The 19,989-nt window shown below is 73.7% G+C and carries 20 protein-coding genes and 1 pseudogene; 17 read left to right on the top strand and 4 right to left on the bottom strand.

From position 1 onward, the window contains the following. Nucleotides 1–119: 119 nt before the first annotated feature. Entirely contained in the window at nt 120–578 is a 459-nt protein-coding gene (locus AB0927_RS12720) for an ATP-binding protein (RefSeq protein ID WP_366667579.1), read from the bottom strand. A gap of 213 nt (nt 579–791) precedes the next feature. On the opposite strand from AB0927_RS12720, the gene AB0927_RS12715 reads away from it, so the two are divergent. Then, nucleotides 792–1,655 (top strand): helix-turn-helix transcriptional regulator, encoded by an 864-nt coding sequence (locus tag AB0927_RS12715; protein ID WP_366667578.1) that lies wholly within the window; start codon nt 792–794, stop codon nt 1,653–1,655. Nucleotides 1,656–1,665: 10 nt separating this feature from the next. Next, nucleotides 1,666–1,890, top strand: a complete 225-nt coding sequence (locus tag AB0927_RS12710) for a DUF397 domain-containing protein (protein ID WP_366667577.1) — start codon at nt 1,666–1,668, stop codon at nt 1,888–1,890. A gap of 41 nt (nt 1,891–1,931) precedes the next feature. On the opposite strand, the gene AB0927_RS12705 is transcribed toward AB0927_RS12710, so the two are convergent. Then, a complete protein-coding gene (locus tag AB0927_RS12705) occupies nt 1,932–3,059 on the bottom strand; it encodes an 8-amino-7-oxononanoate synthase (protein WP_366667576.1) in 1,128 nt (375 codons plus the stop codon). A gap of 147 nt (nt 3,060–3,206) precedes the next feature. Between AB0927_RS12705 and bioB the strand changes: the two genes are divergently transcribed. The 4 genes from bioB to AB0927_RS12685 all read left to right on the top strand — a co-directional run bounded on the left by bioB (nt 3,207) and on the right by AB0927_RS12685 (nt 7,160). Continuing rightward, entirely contained in the window at nt 3,207–4,382 is a 1,176-nt protein-coding gene (gene bioB / locus AB0927_RS12700) for a biotin synthase BioB (protein ID WP_366667575.1), read from the top strand. After that, on the top strand, nt 4,375–5,664 hold the full coding sequence (locus AB0927_RS12695) for an adenosylmethionine--8-amino-7-oxononanoate transaminase (protein WP_366667574.1): 1,290 nt from the start codon (nt 4,375–4,377) through the stop codon (nt 5,662–5,664). Before bioB ends, AB0927_RS12695 begins: the two co-directional genes overlap by 8 nt. A 1-nt stretch (nt 5,665) precedes the next feature. Continuing rightward, the gene (bioD, locus tag AB0927_RS12690; protein ID WP_366667573.1) at nt 5,666–6,382 is read left to right on the top strand and encodes a dethiobiotin synthase; all 717 of its coding nucleotides are present in this window, start codon (nt 5,666–5,668) and stop codon (nt 6,380–6,382) included. Between the two features lie 91 nt (nt 6,383–6,473). Continuing rightward, nucleotides 6,474–7,160 carry a class I SAM-dependent methyltransferase gene (locus tag AB0927_RS12685; protein WP_366667572.1) on the top strand — a complete coding sequence of 229 codons (687 nt, stop codon included), beginning with the start codon at nt 6,474–6,476 and terminating at the stop codon, nt 7,158–7,160. On the opposite strand, the gene AB0927_RS12680 is transcribed toward AB0927_RS12685, so the two are convergent. Both AB0927_RS12680 and AB0927_RS12675 read right to left on the bottom strand, forming a co-directional pair. Further along, a complete protein-coding gene (locus AB0927_RS12680) occupies nt 7,161–7,499 on the bottom strand; it encodes a fic family toxin-antitoxin system, toxin component (RefSeq protein ID WP_366667600.1) in 339 nt (112 codons plus the stop codon). It lies immediately after the preceding gene. A gap of 52 nt (nt 7,500–7,551) precedes the next feature. Beyond that, complete coding sequence (locus AB0927_RS12675) at nt 7,552–7,794, bottom strand: toxin-antitoxin system HicB family antitoxin (RefSeq protein WP_366667571.1); 243 nt, start codon at nt 7,792–7,794, stop codon at nt 7,552–7,554. Between the two features lie 232 nt (nt 7,795–8,026). On the opposite strand from AB0927_RS12675, the gene AB0927_RS12670 reads away from it, so the two are divergent. The 11 genes and pseudogenes from AB0927_RS12670 to mug all read left to right on the top strand — a co-directional run bounded on the left by AB0927_RS12670 (nt 8,027) and on the right by mug (nt 19,988). Next, a complete protein-coding gene (locus AB0927_RS12670; protein WP_366667570.1) occupies nt 8,027–8,902 on the top strand; it encodes an ABC transporter ATP-binding protein in 876 nt (291 codons plus the stop codon). A 4-nt stretch (nt 8,903–8,906) separates the two neighbouring features. Next, on the top strand, nt 8,907–11,480 hold the full coding sequence (locus AB0927_RS12665; protein ID WP_366667569.1) for an ABC transporter permease: 2,574 nt from the start codon (nt 8,907–8,909) through the stop codon (nt 11,478–11,480). Between the two features lie 75 nt (nt 11,481–11,555). Next, nucleotides 11,556–12,440 (top strand): LLM class F420-dependent oxidoreductase, encoded by an 885-nt coding sequence (locus AB0927_RS12660; protein ID WP_366667568.1) that lies wholly within the window; start codon nt 11,556–11,558, stop codon nt 12,438–12,440. 27 nt (nt 12,441–12,467) lie between these two features. Next, a pseudogene (locus AB0927_RS12655) lies at nt 12,468–12,911 on the top strand (GNAT family N-acetyltransferase); the annotation flags it as partial. 163 nt (nt 12,912–13,074) lie between these two features. Further along, nucleotides 13,075–14,418, top strand: coding sequence for a hemolysin family protein (locus AB0927_RS12650; RefSeq protein ID WP_366667567.1), 1,344 nt, complete (start codon nt 13,075–13,077; stop codon nt 14,416–14,418). Then, nucleotides 14,415–15,428: a hemolysin family protein gene (locus AB0927_RS12645; RefSeq protein WP_366667566.1), complete on the top strand. Its 1,014-nt coding sequence runs from the start codon at nt 14,415–14,417 to the stop codon at nt 15,426–15,428. The genes AB0927_RS12650 and AB0927_RS12645 overlap by 4 nt, the downstream gene beginning before the upstream one ends. Nucleotides 15,429–15,510: 82 nt before the next feature. Next, the gene (locus tag AB0927_RS12640; protein WP_366667565.1) at nt 15,511–16,359 is read left to right on the top strand and encodes an SGNH/GDSL hydrolase family protein; all 849 of its coding nucleotides are present in this window, start codon (nt 15,511–15,513) and stop codon (nt 16,357–16,359) included. Between the two features lie 109 nt (nt 16,360–16,468). Continuing rightward, on the top strand, nt 16,469–17,404 hold the full coding sequence (locus AB0927_RS12635) for a class I SAM-dependent methyltransferase (protein ID WP_366667564.1): 936 nt from the start codon (nt 16,469–16,471) through the stop codon (nt 17,402–17,404). Beyond that, nucleotides 17,401–17,910, top strand: coding sequence for a hypothetical protein (locus AB0927_RS12630; protein ID WP_366667563.1), 510 nt, complete (start codon nt 17,401–17,403; stop codon nt 17,908–17,910). The genes AB0927_RS12635 and AB0927_RS12630 overlap by 4 nt, the downstream gene beginning before the upstream one ends. 90 nt (nt 17,911–18,000) lie before the next feature. Next, a complete protein-coding gene (purB, locus tag AB0927_RS12625) occupies nt 18,001–19,443 on the top strand; it encodes an adenylosuccinate lyase (protein ID WP_366667562.1) in 1,443 nt (480 codons plus the stop codon). A 56-nt stretch (nt 19,444–19,499) separates the two neighbouring features. Further along, nucleotides 19,500–19,988, top strand: a complete 489-nt coding sequence (gene mug, locus AB0927_RS12620; RefSeq protein ID WP_366667561.1) for a G/U mismatch-specific DNA glycosylase — start codon at nt 19,500–19,502, stop codon at nt 19,986–19,988. Nucleotide 19,989: the final 1 nt, after the last annotated feature.

The raw sequence follows: 19,989 nt of genomic DNA, 5'->3' as shown, positions 1-19,989 counted from the left end.
GCGGCTCCAGCCACCGGGCCGCCTCGTGTGCCTCTCCCCCCTCCCCGGCACCGCCTCCAGCCCCCGGGCGGCCCGGTACGGGTCCCGCGCGCACGCGGGACGAGCGTTTCACGGCTGCGCTACGACTCCTGCTGTCCCGCCGCCGTCACCGGCTCGGCCGGGACGGTCCAGGGGAGTTCGATGGAGACCGTCTTGCCGCCCTCGCGGGTTGGCCGGACGCGGAGTCTGCCGCCGCACTCGGCGGTGAGCCAGCGAATGATGACCATGCCACGGCCGTTGTCCTGCTGCACGGCCACGGGCAGTCTCTTGGGAAAGCGCGGATGACTGTCCGTGACGCCGATGCGCAGCTGCTCGTCGCGCTCCAGCGCGATGTCGACCGTGAAGGTGGGGGACTGCCCGAAGGTGTGCTGCACGGCGTTGGTGGCCAGCTCGGAGACGATGAGCCGCACGGTGTCGGCCGTCTCGGCGTCCGCGGGCAGACCCCACTCCACCAGGGTGCCCACCACGTAGGACCGGGCGGCGGCGACCGAGGCGGGATCGCTCGGCAGAGTGACGGATGCTTCCAGATGGTCTGCCATGGCGACGTCGTCCCTTTCCCACGGGACCGGAGTCCTGCATGGAGCGGATGGTTCGAGTACGGTCCCGGACTGGTGCTTGCTCGCCAGACTGCCATCACCGGACCGGTCACGGGGAGCGATCCACCAAGTTATGCATATATCTGTCGCCCGATGCGGTGAACTCTACGACGGGAGACCGTATTCGGGCGGTCCATAAGGAGTAAGGAGGAGCCCATGCAAAACGGGCCGGCAGTGCGCCGCCGCAAATTGGGCGCCGAACTGCGCACGCTGCGCACCGGTGCGGGGCTCACCAGCGGGGAGGCGGCCCGTCTGGTCGGCTGGCACCAGTCGAAAGTAAGCCGCATCGAGACGGGCGCCAGTGGCGTGAAACCGGCCGATCTCCGGTTACTTCTGGACGCCTACGCGGTGCGGGACGCCCAGTTGCGCGAGCTGCTGCTGATGCTGGCGGGCTCCGAGGACGGCGACGGCGACCGCAACCGCTGGTGGCACGCCTACCGCGGGGTGCTCCCGCCGACGTACCGGGACTTCATCAGCCTGGAGTCGCAGGCGAGCGCGATGCGCACCCTGGAGACCACCGTCGTGCCCGGCCTGCTCCAGACGGCCGAGTACGCCCGCGCGGTGACCCGGGCTGCCGTCAACGACCTGGCCGAGGAGCGCCTGGACGCGCTGGTCGAGGTGCGCCTCGCCCGGCAGGACGTGCTGCGCGCGAACCGGCCGCTGGAGCTGTCCGCGGTCCTGGACGAGGCGGTGCTGCGGCGCGAGGTCGGCGGCCCCGAGGTGATGGCGCGTCAGCTTGAGCGGCTCATGGACGCGGCCCGGCTGCCCCAAGTGCGGCTCCAGGTGCTGCCGTTCGGGGCGGGGGCACATGTCGGCCTCACCGGGCCTTTCGTTATCTTCTCATTTCCGAGCACTTCTGATCTCGATGTGGTTGTTCTAGACCAGTTGACGAGTAGCCTTTATCTGGAACGGAAAGAAGACCTCCGGGCGTACTCGGAGGCCTTCCTGACCCTTCAGAGCCACGCTCTTTCCCCCCACGATTCGCTGGACTACATCGCCGGGATAGGTGACGGCGCGTAAGGAGGCACCATTGTCAGCTCTGCCTCGGAACGTCCCTGCCAGTGCCGACCTGTACGACGTGCGCTGGCTGCGCAGCAGTTACAGCACAGGAGCCAACAACTGCGTGGAGACGGCCCGGCCGCGCTCCGGACCCTGGTCCGGACTGCTCGCCGTGCGCGACTCGAAGGCCCCCGCCGGGCCCGCGCTGCTCTTCTCCGCCGCCAGTTGGGCCGGCTTCGTGGCCGCGCTCCGCTGAGGCACCCGATCGCGCGCGAAGCACGGCCGTGTCCCGCCGACTCATGGTCGCGTTTCGCCGATCACCCGCACCGCGTGTGCGATCTCGGCCCCGGAGAGGTCCGCGCGGGCGGTCAGCCGCAGCCGTGAGATGCCGTCGGGCACGGAGGGAGGACGGAAACAGCCCACGGCCAGGCCTGCCGCACGGCAGTCGGCCGCCCAGCGCACCGCCTGCTCCGGGGACGGGGCCCGTACGGAGACCACCGCGGCGTCCGGACGCACCGCCTCCAGACCCGCGGCGGTCAGCCGTGCGTGCAGGTCCCCCGCCACCGCGCGGGCCCGCGCCGCCCGTTCGGGCTCGCGCCCGAGCAGCCGCAGGGCCGCGAGGGCCGCACCGGCCGCCGCCGGCGCGAGGCCGGTGTCGAAGATGAACGTCCGGGCCGCGTTGACCAGATGGTCGATCACGTACGCCGGGCCCAGCACCACCCCGCCCTGGCTGCCGAGCGACTTGGACAGGGTGGCCGTGACCACCACGTCCGGTGCGCCCGCGAGGCCGGCCGCCCACGCCGTACCGCGTCCGCCGTCGCCCAGCACGCCGAGGCCGTGGGCGTCGTCCACGACGAGTCCCGCGCCGCGCTCCCGGCACGCCGCGGCCAGCCCGGCCAGCGGCGCCCGGTCCCCGTCGACCGAGAACACGGTGTCCGAGACGACGATCGCCGGTCCCTCGTGCGTGGCGAGGGCCTTGCGCACCGCCGCCGGATCGGCGTGCCCGACGACCTGGGTCCCGCCCCGGGCGAGCCGGCAGCCGTCGATGAGCGAGGCGTGGTTGCCCGCGTCGGAGACGACGAGCGAGCCGTGCGGGCCGAGCGCGGTGACCGCGGCCAGGTTGGCGGCGTAACCGGAGGAGAGGACCAGGGCCGCCTCGAAGCCGCAGAACGCGGCCAGCTCGCGCTCCAGTTCGGCATGGAGTTCGGTGGTGCCGGTGACCAGCCGGGAGCCGGTGGCGCCGCCGCCCCAGGTCCGGGCGGCCCGTGCCGCGCCCTCGGTCACCTCGGGGTGCCGGGCGAGGCCCAGGTAGTCGTTGCTCGCCAGGTCCAGCAGCGCGGAGTCGGCGGGGCGCGGGCTGAGGCGCCGCACGAGCCCGGCCCGGCGGCGCGCCCGGGCCTGCTCCTCGATCCAGCCGAACGCCATGAGTCCTCCGGAGGTTTTGTAGGTAGCGCACAGACCCTAACGGGCGCACTCGTCACCCACCGTGTGGCAATACCCACACGGTGAACCGTGTTCGTTGTCCGGAACCTCCTTGGCCCCAGGCGGTCCCGTAGGACAGGATCGGGCCCCATGGACCTGCTGAACACGCTGGTGGACAAGGGGCTTCGGCGCGAACTGCCGACCCGCGAGGAAGCGCTCGCCGTGCTGGCCACCTCCGACGACGACCTGCTCGATGTGGTGGCCGCGGCCGGCAAGGTGCGCCGGCACTGGTTCGGCCGGCGCGTGAAACTGAACTACCTGGTCAACCTCAAGTCCGGCCTGTGCCCGGAGGACTGCTCCTACTGCTCCCAGCGGCTCGGCTCCGAGGCGGGCATCCTCAAGTACACCTGGCTCAAGCCCGACGAGGCCTCGGCGGCGGCCGCCGCGGGGCTCGCCGGCGGGGCCAAGCGTGTCTGCCTGGTGGCGAGCGGGCGCGGCCCGACCGACCGGGACGTGGACCGGGTCTCGCAGACCATCAAGGCCATCAAGGACGAGAACGAGGGCGTCGAGGTGTGCGCGTGCCTCGGGCTGCTCTCCGACGGCCAGGCCGAACGGCTGCGCGAGGCGGGCGCGGACGCCTACAACCACAACCTGAACACCTCCGAGTCCACCTACGGGGACATCACCACCACCCACACGTACGCCGACCGGGTGGACACGGTGCGCAAGGCGCACGCGGCCGGGCTGTCGCCCTGCTCCGGTCTGATCGCCGGCATGGGCGAGAGCGACGAGGACCTGGTGGACGTCGTCTTCTCGCTGCGCGAGCTGGACCCGGACTCCGTTCCGGTGAACTTCCTGATCCCGTTCGAGGGCACGCCGCTGGCCAAGGAGTGGAACCTCACCCCGCAGCGCTGTCTGCGGATCCTGGCGATGGTCCGCTTCGTGTGCCCGGACGTGGAGGTGCGCATCGCGGGCGGCCGTGAGGTGCATCTGCGCACGATGCAGCCGCTCGCGCTGCATCTGGCCAACTCCATCTTCCTCGGCGACTACCTGACCAGCGAGGGCCAGGCGGGCAAGGCCGACCTGGAGATGATCGCCGACGCCGGTTTCGAGGTGGAGGGCGCCGAGCAGGTGACCCTGCCCGAGCACCGGGCGGGCGGCGGCTGCCACGAGGGTGCCGCGGGGGGCTGCCACGAGGGCGCCGGAGTCTGCGGGACGGCTCCCGCGGCGTCGGCCGGGGAGCCGGTGGCCGCGCACGAGCCCCGTACCGACCTGGTCGCGGTCCGCCGCCGGGGCGCCGGAACGGATCTCGCGCCCAATGCCTGACCTGCCCGGCCTGAGCGTCCCCGAGCTGCTGGAGCTGGACCGGCGCCATGTCTGGCATCCGTACGGCCCGATGCCCGGACGCGCCGAACCGCTCGTCGTGGAGTCGGCGAGCGGGGTCCGGCTGCGACTCGCGGACAGCTCGGGCGAGCTGGTGGACGGCATGTCGTCGTGGTGGTCGGCGATCCACGGATACCGCCACCCGGTGCTCGACGAGGCGGTGCGGCGGCAACTGGGGCGCATGAGCCATGTGATGTTCGGCGGGCTCACCCACGAGCCCGCGGTCCGGCTCGCGAAGCTCCTGACCGACATGTCGCCCGAGGGTCTCGAGCATGTGTTCCTGGCCGACTCCGGCTCGGTGTCGGTCGAGGTCGCGGTGAAGATGTGCCTCCAGTACTGGCGCTCCCTCGGCCGGCCCGGCAAGCGGCGGATGCTGACCTGGCGGGGCGGTTACCACGGGGACACCTGGCACCCGATGTCGGTGTGCGACCCCGAGGGCGGGATGCACGAGCTGTGGTCGGGCGTGCTGCCGGTCCAGGTGTTCGCGGACGCGCCGCCGGCCGGGTACGAGGAGTCGTACGCGGACCATCTGCGCGAGCTGATCGGGCGGCACGCGGACGAGCTGGCCGCGGTGATCGTGGAGCCGGTGGTGCAGGGCGCGGGCGGCATGCGCTTCCACTCCCCCGGCTATCTGCGGGTGCTGCGCGAGGCGTGCGACGCGCACGACGTGCTGCTGGTGTTCGACGAGATCGCGACCGGGTTCGGGCGCACGGGCGCGCTGTTCGCGGCGGACCACGCGGCCGTCACCCCGGATGTGATGTGCGTGGGCAAGGCGCTGACCGGCGGCTATCTGACGATGGCGGCCACGCTGTGCACGGCGCGGGTGGCCGACGGGATCTCCCGGGGCGAGGTACCGGTGCTGGCGCACGGGCCGACGTTCATGGGCAATCCGCTGGCGGCGGCCGTGGCCTGTGCCTCGCTGGAGCTGCTCATGGGCCAGGACTGGCACGCCGAGGTCAAGCGGATCGAGGCGGGCCTGGCCGCGGGGCTCGCGCCGGCGGCCGACCTGCCCGGGGTGCGGGACGTACGGGTGCTGGGCGCCATCGGGGTCGTACAGCTCGACCGCGAGGTCGACATGGCCGCGGCCACCCGGGCGGCCGTACGGGAGGGCGTGTGGCTGCGCCCCTTCCGTGATCTGGTGTACACGATGCCGCCGTACGTCACCTCCGACGAGGACGTGGCGAGAATCGCGCGCGCGGTGTGCGCGGCGGCGCGGGAGGGATGAGATGCCGGTACTGGTGATCACGGGGACGGGCACGGAGGTCGGCAAGACCGTCACCACGGCCGCCGTCGCCGCGGCGGCGCTCGCGGCCGGGCGCTCGGTGGCCGTGCTCAAGGCGGCCCAGACGGGGGTACGGCCGGACGAGCGCGGCGACGCCGACGAGGTGGCGCGGCTCGCGGGTGCCGTGACGGCGGAGGAACTCGCCCGCTATCCCGAGCCGTTGGCCCCGGGTACGGCGGCGCGGCGGGCCGGGATGGCACCGGTGCGTCCGCAGGAGGTGGCCGAGCGGGCCGCCAAGCTGGCCACCGAGCACGATCTGGTGCTGGTCGAGGGGGCGGGCGGACTGCTCGTACGGTTCGACGCGGCGGGCGGCACGCTGGCCGACGCGGCGCGGTCGCTGAGCGCGCCGGTGCTGATCGTGGCGCAGGCGGGCCTCGGCACGCTGAACGCCACGGAGCTGACGGCACGGGAGCTGCGCCGCCGGGGCCTGGAGCCGTTCGGCGTGGTGATCGGCAGCTGGCCCGGCGAGCCCGACCTGGCCACCCGCTGCAACCTCGCCGACCTCCCCGAGGTCTCCGCCGCGCCCCTCCTGGGCGCCCTCCCCGCGGGCGCGGGCGCACTGCCGCCGGCCGGCTTCAGGGCGTCTGCGCCGGGGTGGCTGTCCCCGCGCCTGGACGGCACGTGGGACGCGGAGGCGTTCCGCGCGCGGGAAGGGGCGTGACCGCGGGCTCGGCGTGCGGCCCGGAGGGCTTGGCGAGGCGCTCGCGGAGGGGACACTTCCCGCACGGGTCCGTGATGTCGGGGAGGTCGGTATGCGGCTGGGGTCCGAGTCGGCGGGGCGCGGTGCCGTGCGCCATCCGGTGTTCGCGCGGTACTACGCGCGGTGCGGTGCCGGGGCGGACACGCGGCTCGGCCTCGCCGGGGTGCGCGAGCGGCTGCTCGCCGGGCTGACCGGCCGGGTGATCGAGGTCGGCGCGGGCAACGGGCTGAACTTCGCCCGGTACCCCGGCACCGTCTCCGAGGTCGTCGCCGTGGAACCGGAGCCGCTGCTCAGACGGTTGGCGCGGGAGTCGGCGCGGCGCGCACGGGTACCGGTCGGCGTCGTGCCCGGCACGGCGGAGGCGCTGCCCGCCGCGAGCGAGGCGTTCGACGCGGTCGTGCTGTCCCTGGTGCTGTGCAGCGTGCGCGATGTGGGGCGGACGCTGGGCGAGGTGCGGCGGGTGCTCCGGCCGGGCGGGCAGGTGCGGTTCTTCGAGCACGGCCGGGGCGGGGGGCGGGTGATGAGGCTGACCCAGCGCGCCCTCGACCGTACGGTGTGGCCCGCGCTCGCCGGCGGCTGTCACCTGTCCCGGGACCCGGTGGCCGCGCTGCGCACGGCCGGGTTCGAACTCGGGCCGTACCGCGCTCTGCTGGTGCCCCGGCGGGGGCCGAGGCTGCCGGCCTCGTACTGTGCGCTGGGGACCGCCTGGCGCCCGGACGGCGAACCGGGCGCCCGCTGATCACAGGCTCCAGCGGCGCAGTTCCCTGGCGATGTCGTCCACGCTCGCCCCGCCGTCCTTCACCAGCCGGGCGAGGTCGCGCACCTGTTCCGGTGTGGTGACGACCTTCGCGCCGCTGGCGACCAGATAGGCGTAGGCGACCGCGGAGGCGAACAGCGCGTTGGACCGCTCCAGCGCCGGCACGTGGATGAGTAGCTGGAGGAGGGCGGCGGCCCGTGTGTACGGCGTCTCGTACACCGGTACGCCGAATATCTCGGCCTGGTGCCGGGCCACGGCGGCGATCAGCGCGCCCCAGTCGGTGACCTGCGGGTCCCCTGGCGTCTTCTGTTCGGCGAGCATGAGCAGCCAGGCGAGGTCGATGCTCAGCCCGTTCGGGGAATCGCTCAAGGGATCAGCTGCGTCCTTCGCCCGGCGGGGTGCCGCGCACCTCGGTGAACTCCTCGGCGAACACCGACTCGTACTGCTTCATGAAGTCGGCGGCGGCCTCCACGAACGTGCGGCCGGCCTCGCCGGTGTCCTGTCTGACCAGTTCCTCGATGTATCGGTTGACGCTCATCCCGCGGGCCAGCGCGCGCTCGCGCGCCGCGCGGGCGGTGCCCTCGTCCACGCGTACGTTCAGCTGGGTCTTCGCCATGTCCCGACGCTAGCGCCAGGGCGCTAGCAGGGGCAAGCGGGGGCCGAGGCACAGGGGGGCGCACGGGCGCGTCCCACCGGGGCTCGCCGGAGCGCCGCCCGCGGCCCGCCGGAACGTCCGCGCAGGTCCCCCGGCCGGCCCGCCGCGTCCGCCTCCGTCACCGATTCCCCCTGTGCCGCCGGTCACATTAGGCTCACCCGGGACAGCTCGTACCGGTGACCGGGAGGCGGTCTTGTCCACATCCGCTGCCGCACAGCACGCCCCCGGCCGCGCGCCGGGCGAGGGGACAGCGGCCCGCGCCCGCGGGCTGACCAAGGCCTACGGCGCGGGCGAGACCGCCGTGCTCGCGCTGGACGCGGTGGACGTGGACATCGCGCGCGGCCGGTTCACCGCCGTGATGGGGCCCTCGGGATCCGGCAAGTCCACGCTGATGCACTGCCTGGCCGGGCTCGACACGGTCACCGCGGGGCGGGTGTGGCTGGGCGAGACCGAGATCACGGGGCTGCGGGAGCGGGACCTGGCCCGGCTGCGGCGGGACCGGGTCGGGTTCGTGTTCCAGTCGTTCAACCTCATCCCGACGCTGACCGCCGCCGAGAACATCACCCTGCCGATGGACATCGCGGGCCGCAAACCCGATCAGGCATGGCTCGATCAGGTGATCGACACCCTCGGGCTGCGCGGGCGGCTCGCGCACCGGCCCGGTCAGCTCTCGGGCGGCCAGCAGCAGCGGGTGGCGTGCGCGCGGGCGCTGGCCTCCCGGCCCGAGCTGATCTTCGCCGACGAACCGACCGGAAACCTCGACTCGCGGTCCGGTCTTGAGGTGCTGGGCTTTCTGCGCGGCGCGGTGGACGACCTGGATCAGACCGTCGTGATGGTCACCCACGACCCGGGCGCCGCCGCCCACTCCGACCTGGTGCTCTTCCTCGCCGACGGGCGGATCGTGGACGAGCTGGCCCGGCCGACGGCGGAACGGGTCCTGGAGCGGATGAAGCGGTTCGACGGCGAACGGCCGGAGCGGTTCGAGGGCGAACGGTCCGAGCGGTCCGAGGGCGAACGGTCCGAGCGGTCCGCCGGCGAGCGCGGCGCGGGTGCCGCGCGGGAGGACTGATCCGGTGCTCAGGGCGACCCTGCGGAGCTTCCTCGCGCACAAGGGGCGGCTCGCGCTGTCCGCGCTGGCCGTCGTCCTGTCCGTGGCCTTCGTCGCGGGCAGCCTGATCTTCTCCGACACCGTCACCCGGACCTTCGACCGGCTGTTCGCCTCCACCGCCGCCGACGTGACCGTGCAGCCGAAGCGCGACCTGATGTCCGCGCGGGCGAGCGGCGCGGTGCAGACGCTGCCCGCCGCGCTGCGGGAGCGGGTGGCGAAGGCCGACGGCGTGGCGGCGGCGCGCGCCGAGGTGCAGGTGGGGAACATCGTGGTGGTCGACCGCCACGACCGTCCCATCAGCCCGACCAACGGCGCGCCCACCCTCGCCGGCTCCTGGTACCCGACCCGGCACAGCCCGGTGGAGCTGACCTCCGGGCGCGCCCCGCGGGGTCGGGACGAGGCGCTGCTCGACGCGGACACGGCCGCCGAGCGGCACGTGCGGATCGGCGACATGCTGACCGTGCAGGCGCAGCCCGGCACGTTCGGGGTGCGGGTCGTCGGGATCGCCACGTTCACCACGACCAACCCGGGCGCGGCCCTGCTCTTCCTGGACCCCGCGGTGGCGGGCGACCGGCTCCTCGGTTCGGCCGCACGGGCCACCGCCATCACCGTGGACGCGGCCCCGGGCGTCCCCCGCGAACAACTGGCGCACCGGGTCGCCGCGGCGCTCGGCCCGCACGCCGCCGGCTACGACGTGAAGACCGCGGACGAGCAGGCCAAGTCGGCGGCGGCAAGCCTCGGCACGTTCCTGAACGTGATCAAGTACGTCATGCTGGGCTTCGCCGGGGTCGCTCTCCTGGTCGGCGTGTTCCTGATCGTCAACACCTTCTCCATGCTGATCGCCCAGCGCACCCGGGAGCTGGGGCTGCTGCGCGCGCTGGGCGCGGACCGGCGGCAGGTGCGCCGCTCGGTGCTGACGGAGGCGCTGCTGCTCGGCCTGGCCGGCTCGACGCTCGGCCTCGCGGCCGGGATCGGGCTGGCCTTCGGGCTGATCGCCCTGATGCGGGCGTTCGGCGTGCACCTGGACGCCGCCCGGATGGTGATCGGGTGGGGCACGCCCGTCGCCGCGTACGTGGTCGGGCTCGGCGTCACCTTCGTGGCCGCCTATCTGCCCGCCCGGCGCGCGGCGGCCGTCTCCCCCATGGCGGCGCTCGCGGACGCCGAGGTCGCCGGTGTGGGCAAGCCGCTTCGGGCGCGCGCGATCGCCGGCGCGGCGGTCGGGGCGGTGGGCGCGGCGGCGCTGGCCGGGTGCGCGGCGGCCACGCGGACCGGTCCCGCCGCCGCGCTGCTGGGGGCCGGGGTGGCCCTGACGCTGATCGCGGCCGTGGTCGCCGGGCCGCTGCTGGTGCGGCCGGTGATCCGGGTGCTGGGCGCGGGTTTCCCCGCGCTGTTCGGCCCGGTCGGCCGGATGAGCCGGCGCAACGCCCTGCGCAATCCCCGCCGTACCGGCGCCACGGCCGCCGCGCTGATGGTGGGCCTCGCCCTGGTGGCCGGGATGTCGGTGGCGAGCGCCTCCATGTCGGCGTCGTTCGACCAGCGGATCGACCAGCGCCTGGGCGCCGACTTCACGGTCCAGAACGCCAACTTCACCCCGTTCACCCGGCAGGTCGCCGACCGCGTCGCCGCGACCAGGGGCGCCGGGCTCGTCGTGGCGCAGCGGCTGACGCGGATCGCCGTACGGCTGCCCGACGGCGGCCGGGTCGAGACGGGTGCCGTCGGCTACGGCCCCGGGCTGGACGACGTCGTGCACCTCTCCTACGCGCGGGGCGGCTCGGCGGCCGCGCTGGCCGACGGGCACCTCGCGCTGGACGCGAGCTTCGCCCGGGACCACGGGGTGCGGCTCGGCAGTGTGCTCCCGGTGGAGTTCCCGGGAGGCCGCCGGGCCGGGCTGACGGTCGGCGCGCTCACCGAGCAGTCCACGACCGACGGCTTCGGCGACCAGGGCGGCGTCTTCTTCGGCCTCGGCACGCTGGAGCGGTACGCGCCCGGCGGCCAGGACTCCGCGCTCTACGTCAACGCCGCCGCGGGCACGAAGCCGCAGGACCTGCGCCCCCGGCTGGAGCAGGCGCTGAAACCGTTCCCGCAGGTCCAGGTGCGCGACCAGGGCGACTACAAGCGGCTGGTCCACGACCAGATCGGCGTGCTGCTGTATCTGGTGTACGCGCTGCTGGGGCTGGCGATCGTCATCGCGGTGCTCGGCGTGGTCAACACGCTCGCGCTGTCGGTGGTGGAGCGCACCCGGGAGATCGGGCTGCTGCGCGCGATCGGGCTGGGGCGGCGGCAGCTGCGGCGGATGATCCGGCTGGAGTCGGTGGTGATCGCGGTGTTCGGCGCGGTGCTCGGACTGGCCCTCGGCCTGGTGTGGGGCGTGTGCATGCAACGGGTGCTGGCGCTGCGCGGGTTGACGGCGTTCGCGATTCCCTGGGGCACCATCGTGGCGGTGGTGATCGGCTCCGCGGTGGTGGGTGTGGTGGCCGCCCTGCTGCCCGCGCTGCGGGCGTCGCGCATGAACGTGCTGGCGGCGATCGCCCACGAGTGACGGCCCCGCGTGCCCCGGCACCGATGTGATGGAATGCCGACCGAGGCTCAATTCGCTTATGACTGGGGAGACTTCGTGTCACACGCGTTCCGCTTCGGGGTCAACATGCTCACGCCCACGTCCGGTTCCGAGTGGCGCGCGAAGTGCCGTCGGGCCGAGGAACTGGGCTACGACGTGATCCTCGTCCCCGACCATCTCGGCTGGGTGGCGCCCTTCCCCGCGCTGGTCGCGGCGGCGCAGGCGACCGAGCGGGTCCGGGTCGGCACGTTCGTGCTCAACGCGGGCTTCCACAACCCGGCGTTGCTGGCCCGCGACGTGGCGACCACGGACGCGCTCACCGACGGGCGCCTCGAACTCGGCCTCGGCGCCGGCTATGTGCGTCAGGAACACGAGTCGGCCGGGCTGCCGTTCGGCTCGCCGGGCGAGCGGGTGGACCATCTGCGGCGCACCGTCGAGGAGTTGGACCGGCTGCTCGGCTCCGCGGACCACCAGCCGCGGCCGGCGCAGGCCCGGGTGCCGCTGCTGATCGGCGGCAACGGCGACCGGATGCTCCGGCTGACCGCCGAGCACGCCGACATCGCGGCCTTCTCGGCCGTCCGGCCGGGGACCACGTCGTCGCTCGAACCGCTCACCGCCGACGAGCTGGACGAGCGGGTGGGGCGCTACCGGGAGCTGGCGGCAGGCCGCGCGGAGCCCGCCGAGCTGAACCTGCTGCTCCAGCTCGTCACCGTCACCGACGATCCGGAGCCGGCGCTCAAGCCGCTGCTGGGACGGCACCCGGGGCTCACCCTGGACGACGCCCTGGCGCTGCCCACGATCCTGGTGGGTCCGCTGGAGGACGTCGTGGCGAAGGTCGAGGCGCAGCGCGAGCGGTACGGGTTCACCAACCTGACCGTCCTGGAGCCCCAGCTTGAGGAGTTCGCGCCGGTGATCGAGCGGCTGCGCGCACGGTCCGCATGATGAAAACCCCGGCGCGCGGGGCGCGGCCGCGCGCAGGGTGGCCGCATGAACGAGTTGCGCGTACGTCCCGCCGCCCCCGATGACCTCGACGCCGTGCTCGCCTTCTGGCGGACGGCCGCCGAGGGCACCAGCATCAGCGACGACCGCGCCGGGGTGGAGCGCCTGGTGGAGCGCGATCCGCAGGCGCTGATCCTGGCGGAGCGGGGCGGTGAGCTGGTCGGCACCGTGATCGCGGGCTTCGACGGCTGGCGCTGCCATCTGTACCGGCTCGCGGTGGCTCCCGAGCGGCGCCGCCAGGGCATCGCCACGGCCCTGCTGGCCGCCGCCGAGGAGCGCTTCGGACGCCTCGGCGGGCGGCGCGCCGACGCGATGGTGCTGGTGCGCAACGAGCGGGCGCAGCACGCGTGGAGCTCGGCCGGGTACGGGCCCGAGGAGCAGTGGCGGCGCTGGGTGAAACCGCTCACCGGCTGACCGCTCCGGAAACCCAGGGGATTGCTTTGCCCATCCTTTACCCTTGAGGGAGCACTCGGCCCTCTGTGAAAGGTAGTGAGCGTCCCCCCATGGGCGAGCCCCCCGGCCCGCGACACCGAGCATCCCGCCGTCCCCTGTCCGATCATGGGACGGGGGTGACCCGATGACGGAAGTGCTGCTCCTTCTGGTGGCGATCCTGCTGTCGCTGGCCTGCGGCGCGTTCGTGGCGGCCGAGTTCTCGCTGACCACGGTCGAGCGCGGCGAGCTGGAGCGGGCCGCCCGGCGCGGCGAGCGGGGTGCCGCGGGCGCGCTGAAGGCCGTACGGAACCTGACGTTCCAGCTCTCCGGCGCCCAGCTCGGCATCACCGTCACCAACCTGGTCGTCGGCATGCTCGCCGAGCCCTCGGTCGCCAAGCTGCTCGCCGGACCGTTGCGGGCGCTGGGGCTTTCGGGCGGTGCGGCGCGCTCGGCGGCGCTGGTGCTCGGCACCGCGCTGTCCACGGTGTTCCTGATGGTCGTCGGCGAGCTGGTGCCCAAGAACTGGGCGATCTCCTCGCCGCTGGCCGTCGCCAAACGGGTGGGCACCCCGCAGCGCTGGTTCAGCGCCGCCTTCCGGCCCTTCATCGCCCAGCTGAACAACACGGCCAACCACGTCGTACGCCGGCTCGGCCTCGAACCCGCCGAGGAGCTGGCCTCCGCGCGCGGGCCGCAGGAGCTGGCCGCGCTCGCCCGGCACTCCGCCAAGGCGGGCGCGCTGGAGGCGGACACCGCCGAGCTGTTCGTGCGCACACTGAACCTGGCCGACCTGACGGCGGAGAACGTGATGACCCCGCGCGTCCAGGTCATCGCCCTGGAGGAGCAGGCGACCTGCGAGGACGTGGCGAACGCGACCCGGGCGACGGGCCTGTCCCGCTTCCCGGTCTTCCGCGGCAGCCTCGACTCCGTCGTCGGCACCGTCCACATCAAGGACGTCCTGGCGGTGCCCGCCGAGCACCGCCGCCACCGCCGCATCTCCCATCTGATGCGGGAGCCGCTGCTGGTGCCCGAGTCCCTCACCGTCGACCGGCTCCTCGACCGGCTGTCCGGCCGCCGGACCATGGCCGTCGTCATAGACGAGTACGGCGGCACGGCGGGCGTGGCGACCGTGGAGGACATCGTCGAGGAGGTCGTCGGCGAGGTGCGCGACGAACACGACCCGCACGAGACGCCCGACATCGCCCCGGCCGGCGCGGACGAGGGCGGCCGGGCCCTGTACTCGGCCGGCGGCGCGGCCCGCACCGACCAGCTCGCGCGCGTCGGACTGCGGGCGCCCGACGGGCCGTACGAGACCCTGGCCGGGCTGGTCGCCACCGAGCTGGGCCGGATACCCGAGGTGGGCGACCGGGTCGAGATCGCGGGCTGGCGGCTGGACGTGGTCGACGCCTCCGGCCGGCGCGCCGCCCGGGTGCTGCTGCACGCGCCCCTGGACGACGAGCGCGGCGGCAGGCCGGCGAGGAGGGCGCGATGACCACCGTGCAGCTGCTGATCGGCCTGGCCACCCTCGTGGTCAACGCCTTCTTCGTGGCCGGCGAGTTCGCGCTGATCTCGGTGCGCCGCTCGCAGATCGAGCCCCTCGCGCAGGAGGGCGACCGGCGGGCGAAGAGCGTGCTGTGGGCGCTGGAGCACGTCTCCGCGCTGCTGGCCGCCGCCCAGCTCGGCATCACCCTGTGCACGCTGGTCCTGGGTGTGGTCGCCGAGCCGGCCATCGCGCACCTGCTGGAGCCGCTGTTCCACGCGGTGGGTGTGCCGCCGGGCGCGGGCCAGGCCGTCTCGTTCGTGATCGCGCTGACCCTCGCGACCTATCTGCACATGCTGCTGGGCGAGATGGTGCCCAAGAACATCTCGCTCGCGGAGCCGGTGCGCGCGGCGCTGCTGCTCGGGCCGCCGCTGGTCGCGCTGTCCCGCGCGCTGCGCCCGGTGATCTTCACGGTGAACGCCTTCGCCAGCGGGCTGCTGAGGCTGCTGCGGGTGCAGGCGAGGGACGAGGTCGCGGCGACCTTCACGGACACCGAACTCGCCGAGATCGTCAAGGACGCGAGCGAGGCGGGCCTGATCGACGACCGGGCGCAGGAGCGGCTGCACGACGCCCTGGAGCTGGGCAGCCGCCCGGTGCGGGACGTGGTGGTGCCGCTGGCGCGGGTGGTGTACGCGCGGGTGGGCGTCACCCCGGAGCAGTTGGAGCGGCTGTCGGCCGAGTCGGGGTTCTCCCGGTTCCCGGTGGTCGACGCGGGCCGCCGGATCGTGGGGTACCTGCACGTCAAGGACGCGCTGGACGCCGCGCCGCGGCACCTGGCGTTCGAGCTGGGCGACATGCGGCCCATCGCCCGCGTGCGGGCGGACACCCCGCTGGACGACGTGCTCACCGCGATGCGGGGCAGCCGCACCCACGTGGCCGCCGTACTGGGCGACGACGGCCGGCTGGCCGGGCTCGTGACCATGGAGGACGTGCTGCGGGAGTTGTTCGGGCAGCCCGCCTGAGCAGGCGCTTCCCCCGCGCCCGCGCTGGTTGCGCACACCGACCGACCGGCGGGTATGGAGCCGGGATACCATCGCTTCCGCCATGCAGACGAATCCCACTCCTCCCCCGTACACCAGCCTGGTCGCGATCGGCGACTCCTTCACCGAGGGCATGTCGGACCTGCTGCCCGACGGCTCCTACCGGGGCTGGGCCGACGTGCTCGCCTCGCGGATGGCGGCGGGCACCCCGGACTTCCGGTACGCCAACCTCGCCGTGCGCGGCAAGCTGATCGGGCAGATCGTCGACGAGCAGGTGGGCCTGGCCGCCGCCATGAACGCCGACGTGGTGACCCTGGTCGGCGGGCTCAACGACGCCCTGCGGCCCAAGTGCGACATGGGCAGGGTGCGCGGGCTGCTGACCGAGGCGGTGGAGCGGCTGGCCCCCTCCTGCAAGCGGCTGGTGCTGATGCGCAGCCCCGGCCGCCAGGGCCCGGTCCTGGAGCGGTTCCGGCCGCGTATGGAGGAGCTGTACGCCACCGTGGACGAGCTGGCCGCCGAGCACGGCGCCCTGGTGGTCGACCTGTACGGCGCCCCCGCGCTCGGCGATCCCCGGCTGTGGGACGTGGACCGGCTGCATCTGACGGCCGAGGGGCACCGCCGGGTGGCCGAGGCGGTCTGGCAGACGCTCGGCTACGCGCCCGAGGACACCGAGTGGCGGGTGCCGATGCCGGCCACCGCGCCGCCGGCGTGGCTGAGCCGCCGGGTGGCGGACCTCCGGTTCACCCGGCAGCACCTGCTGCCCTGGATCGGCAGGCGGCTGACCGGCCGCTCCTCCGGGGACGGCCGCACCGGCGCCCACGTCAGCGCCCAGCTGGGCCAAGCCTTCTGGATCACCCCCGTGGACCACACGGACCCCGGCCCTGTGACGGACTGGCGACAGGTGGGACCCTGACCCGGGCCCGAGCCGAATTCCTCACTCCAACGGGAGCGTGCTGTTCGTCGCCCGCCGGATTCCGAACTCCGTCCACCCTCCGGTTCCCGCGGCCGTAGGGTGCTGCCTCGTGGACCGGCTTGAGATTTCCGACCTGATCACGGCGGTGGATCCGCGCGGCGGCCACCGGCTCCCGGTCCGGCGCGCCGAGGTGATCCAGCGGCTGCGCGAGAGCGGGGACGAGCGCGCGGCCAGGATCGTCGCCGGGCTGCCCGCGGACCAGGACGGCGTACTCGACCCGTACGCCGTGGACCGCCTGCTCATCAGCGTGCACACCGAGCTCCAGCGCCTCAGCGAGGAGCTACGGATCGGCGACCGCCTGGTCCACCTGCTCGGTCCGCTCCTCACCGCGATCCGGTCGGCCACCGGGCAGAGCGGCCCGTACCGCCTGGTCGACGTCGGTTGCGGCCTGGGCTACCTGGTCCGCTGGCTGGCGAGTACCAACGCCCTCGGCGCGGACGTCGAGCTGGTCGGGGTCGACCTCGACGCCACGCTGGTCGGCGAGGCGGATCGCCTTGCCCGCGCCGAGGGGCTCACGTGCCGTTTCGTCCATGGAAACGCCTTCGACCTGCCGGAGGCCGCGACCCTCTACGTCTCCACCGGCGTGCTGCATCACTTCCGTGGTCCCGCCCTGGCCGAGTTCTTCCAGGCCCAGGCCGCCTCACCGGCGCATGCCTTCTGCCACTTCGACATCGCCGCGACCCGTCTCGCGCCCATCGGCGCCTGGGTCTTCCACCGTGCCCGGATGCGCAACCCCCTCGGCCGTCACGACGGCGTCGTCTCCGCACTGCGCGCGCACAGCGACGAGACACTGCTGCGGGCCGCCGCGGTACCCGGCATCCGCGCCCTGCTGTACGAGCCGCGCGGCACGGCGAACCCGTTCTGCACCACGTTGCGTCCGGTCATCGGGGTGCGCCCGCACCTGGAGGCGCCGCTTCGCCGAGCCCTCGGGCGGGACGCACGCCGCATGGTCGGCCCGGAGCACCTCGCCGAGGCCACCCGATGACGCCCGCCATACCGCTCGTACTCCTCGGTCTGGTCGACGCGGCGTTCAGCGGCTTCCGCGCCTATGCCGGCAGCGACGCCCGCATCCGTAAGCAACGGGCCACCATCCGGGCCGCCCTGCGCGGGCTGGCCGTCGGAGCCGTCCTGCTGCTCGCCCCCGCGCTGGCCGCCCTCCTGCTGCTGACCACCCGCGATGCGGCACGGACCTACGAGGCGCTGACCGCAGGCGGCCTCGGCTACCTGATCCCGCTCACCGTCTACGCCGCCGCCGTACTGCTCCTGCTCGCCGCCTACCTCACCCTGCCGTTTCGCGCCGGCACCCTCGCGATCGTGGTCGGCCTCGGCCCGCTCACCCTGCTGCGCCCGCTCGTCGTCGCCGCCGCCTGCCTCGGCGCGGTCCTCACCGGCGGAGGTGGGGCCGCCCTGCTCGTCGGTACGATCGCGGGCGCCGCCGTGCTGGGCGTCGAACCTGTGGTGCACCGATGCTGGTACCACCACGTGCGGTAGACGCACGAGACGCGGCCCCACGCTCTTGTAGCTTCCGACGAGCGGGGCCCTGGCGTCGACCTGCACAAACCGCCAGTAGAATCTGGACACGTGACTTCTGCGCCCGCCAAGCCCCGCATCCCCAACGTCCTCGCCGGACGCTACGCCTCCGCCCAGCTCGCCACGCTCTGGTCGCCCGAGCAGAAGGTGAAGCTGGAGCGGCAGCTCTGGCTCGCCGTGCTGCGGGCGCAGAAGGACCTCGGCATCGAGGTGCCGGACGAGGCGATCGCCGACTACGAGCGCGTTCTCGACACCGTCGACCTGGCCTCGATCGCCGAGCGCGAGAAGGTCACCCGGCACGATGTGAAGGCGCGGATCGAGGAGTTCAACGCCCTCGCCGGGCACGAGCACGTGCACAAGGGCATGACCTCCCGTGACCTCACGGAGAACGTCGAGCAGCTGCAGATCCGGCTCTCCCTGGAGCTGATGCGCGACCGCTCGGTGGCCGTCCTCGCCCGCCTCGGCAAGCTGGCCGGCGAGTACGCCGAGCTGGTCATGGCCGGCCGCTCGCACAACGTGGCCGCCCAGGCCACCACCCTCGGCAAGCGCTTCGCGACCGCCGCCGACGAGCTGCTCGTGGCCTACGGCCGCGTCGAGGAGCTGCTCGCCCGCTACCCGCTGCGCGGCATCAAGGGCCCGGTCGGCACCGCGCAGGACATGCTCGACCTGCTGGGCGGCGACGCCTCGAAGCTCGCCGAGCTGGAGCAGCGAATCGCCTCCCACCTGGGCTTCTCCCAGGCGTTCACCTCGGTCGGCCAGGTCTACCCGCGCTCGCTGGACTACGAGGCCGTCACCGCGCTGGTGCAGCTCGCGGCGGCGCCGTCCTCGCTGGCCAAGACGATCCGGCTGATGGCCGGCAACGAGCTGGTCACCGAGGGCTTCAAGCCCGGCCAGGTCGGTTCCTCGGCGATGCCGCACAAGATGAACACCCGCTCCTGCGAGCGCGTCAACGGCCTGATGGTGATCCTGCGCGGCTACGCCTCGATGACCGGCGAGCTGGCGGGCGACCAGTGGAACGAGGGCGACGTGTCCTGCTCCGTGGTGCGCCGGGTCGCGCTCCCGGACGCGTTCTTCGCGCTGGACGGCCTGCTGGAGACCTTCCTGACCGTCCTCGACGAGTTCGGCGCGTTCCCCGCCGTCATCGCCCGCGAGCTGGACCGCTACCTGCCGTTCCTCGCCACCACCAAGGTGCTGATGGGCGCGGTGCGCGCCGGGGTCGGCCGCGAGGTGGCGCACGAGGCGATCAAGGAGAACGCCGTCGCCACCGCGCTCGCCATGCGCGAGCAGGGCGCCGAGCGCAACGACCTGCTGGACAAGCTCGCCGCCGACGAGCGCCTCCCGCTGGACCGTGCCCAGCTCGCCGCGCTGATGGCGGACAAGCTGTCCTTCACGGGCGCCGCGGCCGACCAGGTCGCCGTGGTCGTCGGCCGGATCGAGGAGATCGTCAAGCAGCGCCCGGAGGCCGCCGGCTACACCCCCGGAGCGATCCTCTGACCACGCGTCCCACCAAGGCGGACCTGGAGGCCGCCCGCGACCGCCTCGTCCCCGACGTGGTCGCGGGCGGCCTGCGGGTGCTCTTCTGTGGCATCAACCCCGGCCTGCTGACGGCGGCCACCGGCCACCACTTCGCCCGCCCCGGCAACCGGTTCTGGCCGGTGCTGCACCTGTCCGGCTTCACCCCGAGGCTGCTGAAGCCGGCCGAGCAGCGGGAACTGCTGTCGTACGGCCTCGGCATCACCAATGTCGTGGCCCGCGCGACCGCGCGGGCCGACGAGCTGACCGCCGAGGAGTACACCGAGGGCGGCCGGCTGCTCACCGAGAAGGTAGGACGCCTCGAACCGCGGTGGCTCGCGGTGGTCGGGGTGACCGCGTACCGCGCCGCCTTCGCCGACCGCGCCGCCAAGGTGGGGCCGCAGGAGCGGACCATCGGGGACACCCGGATCTGGGTCCTGCCCAACCCCAGCGGCCTGAACGCCCATTGGACGGCGGCGACGATGGCGGAGGAGTTCGGGCGGCTGCGGGCGGCCGCCGAGAAGTAGC

Origin of the sequence: Streptomyces sp. NPDC048106, from assembly GCF_040706415.1 — a bacterium.
Lineage (GTDB): Bacteria > Actinomycetota > Actinomycetes > Streptomycetales > Streptomycetaceae > Streptomyces.
The sequence above is the reverse complement of the archived record's forward strand: the minus strand, read 5'-3'. Positions and strand labels throughout refer to the sequence as shown.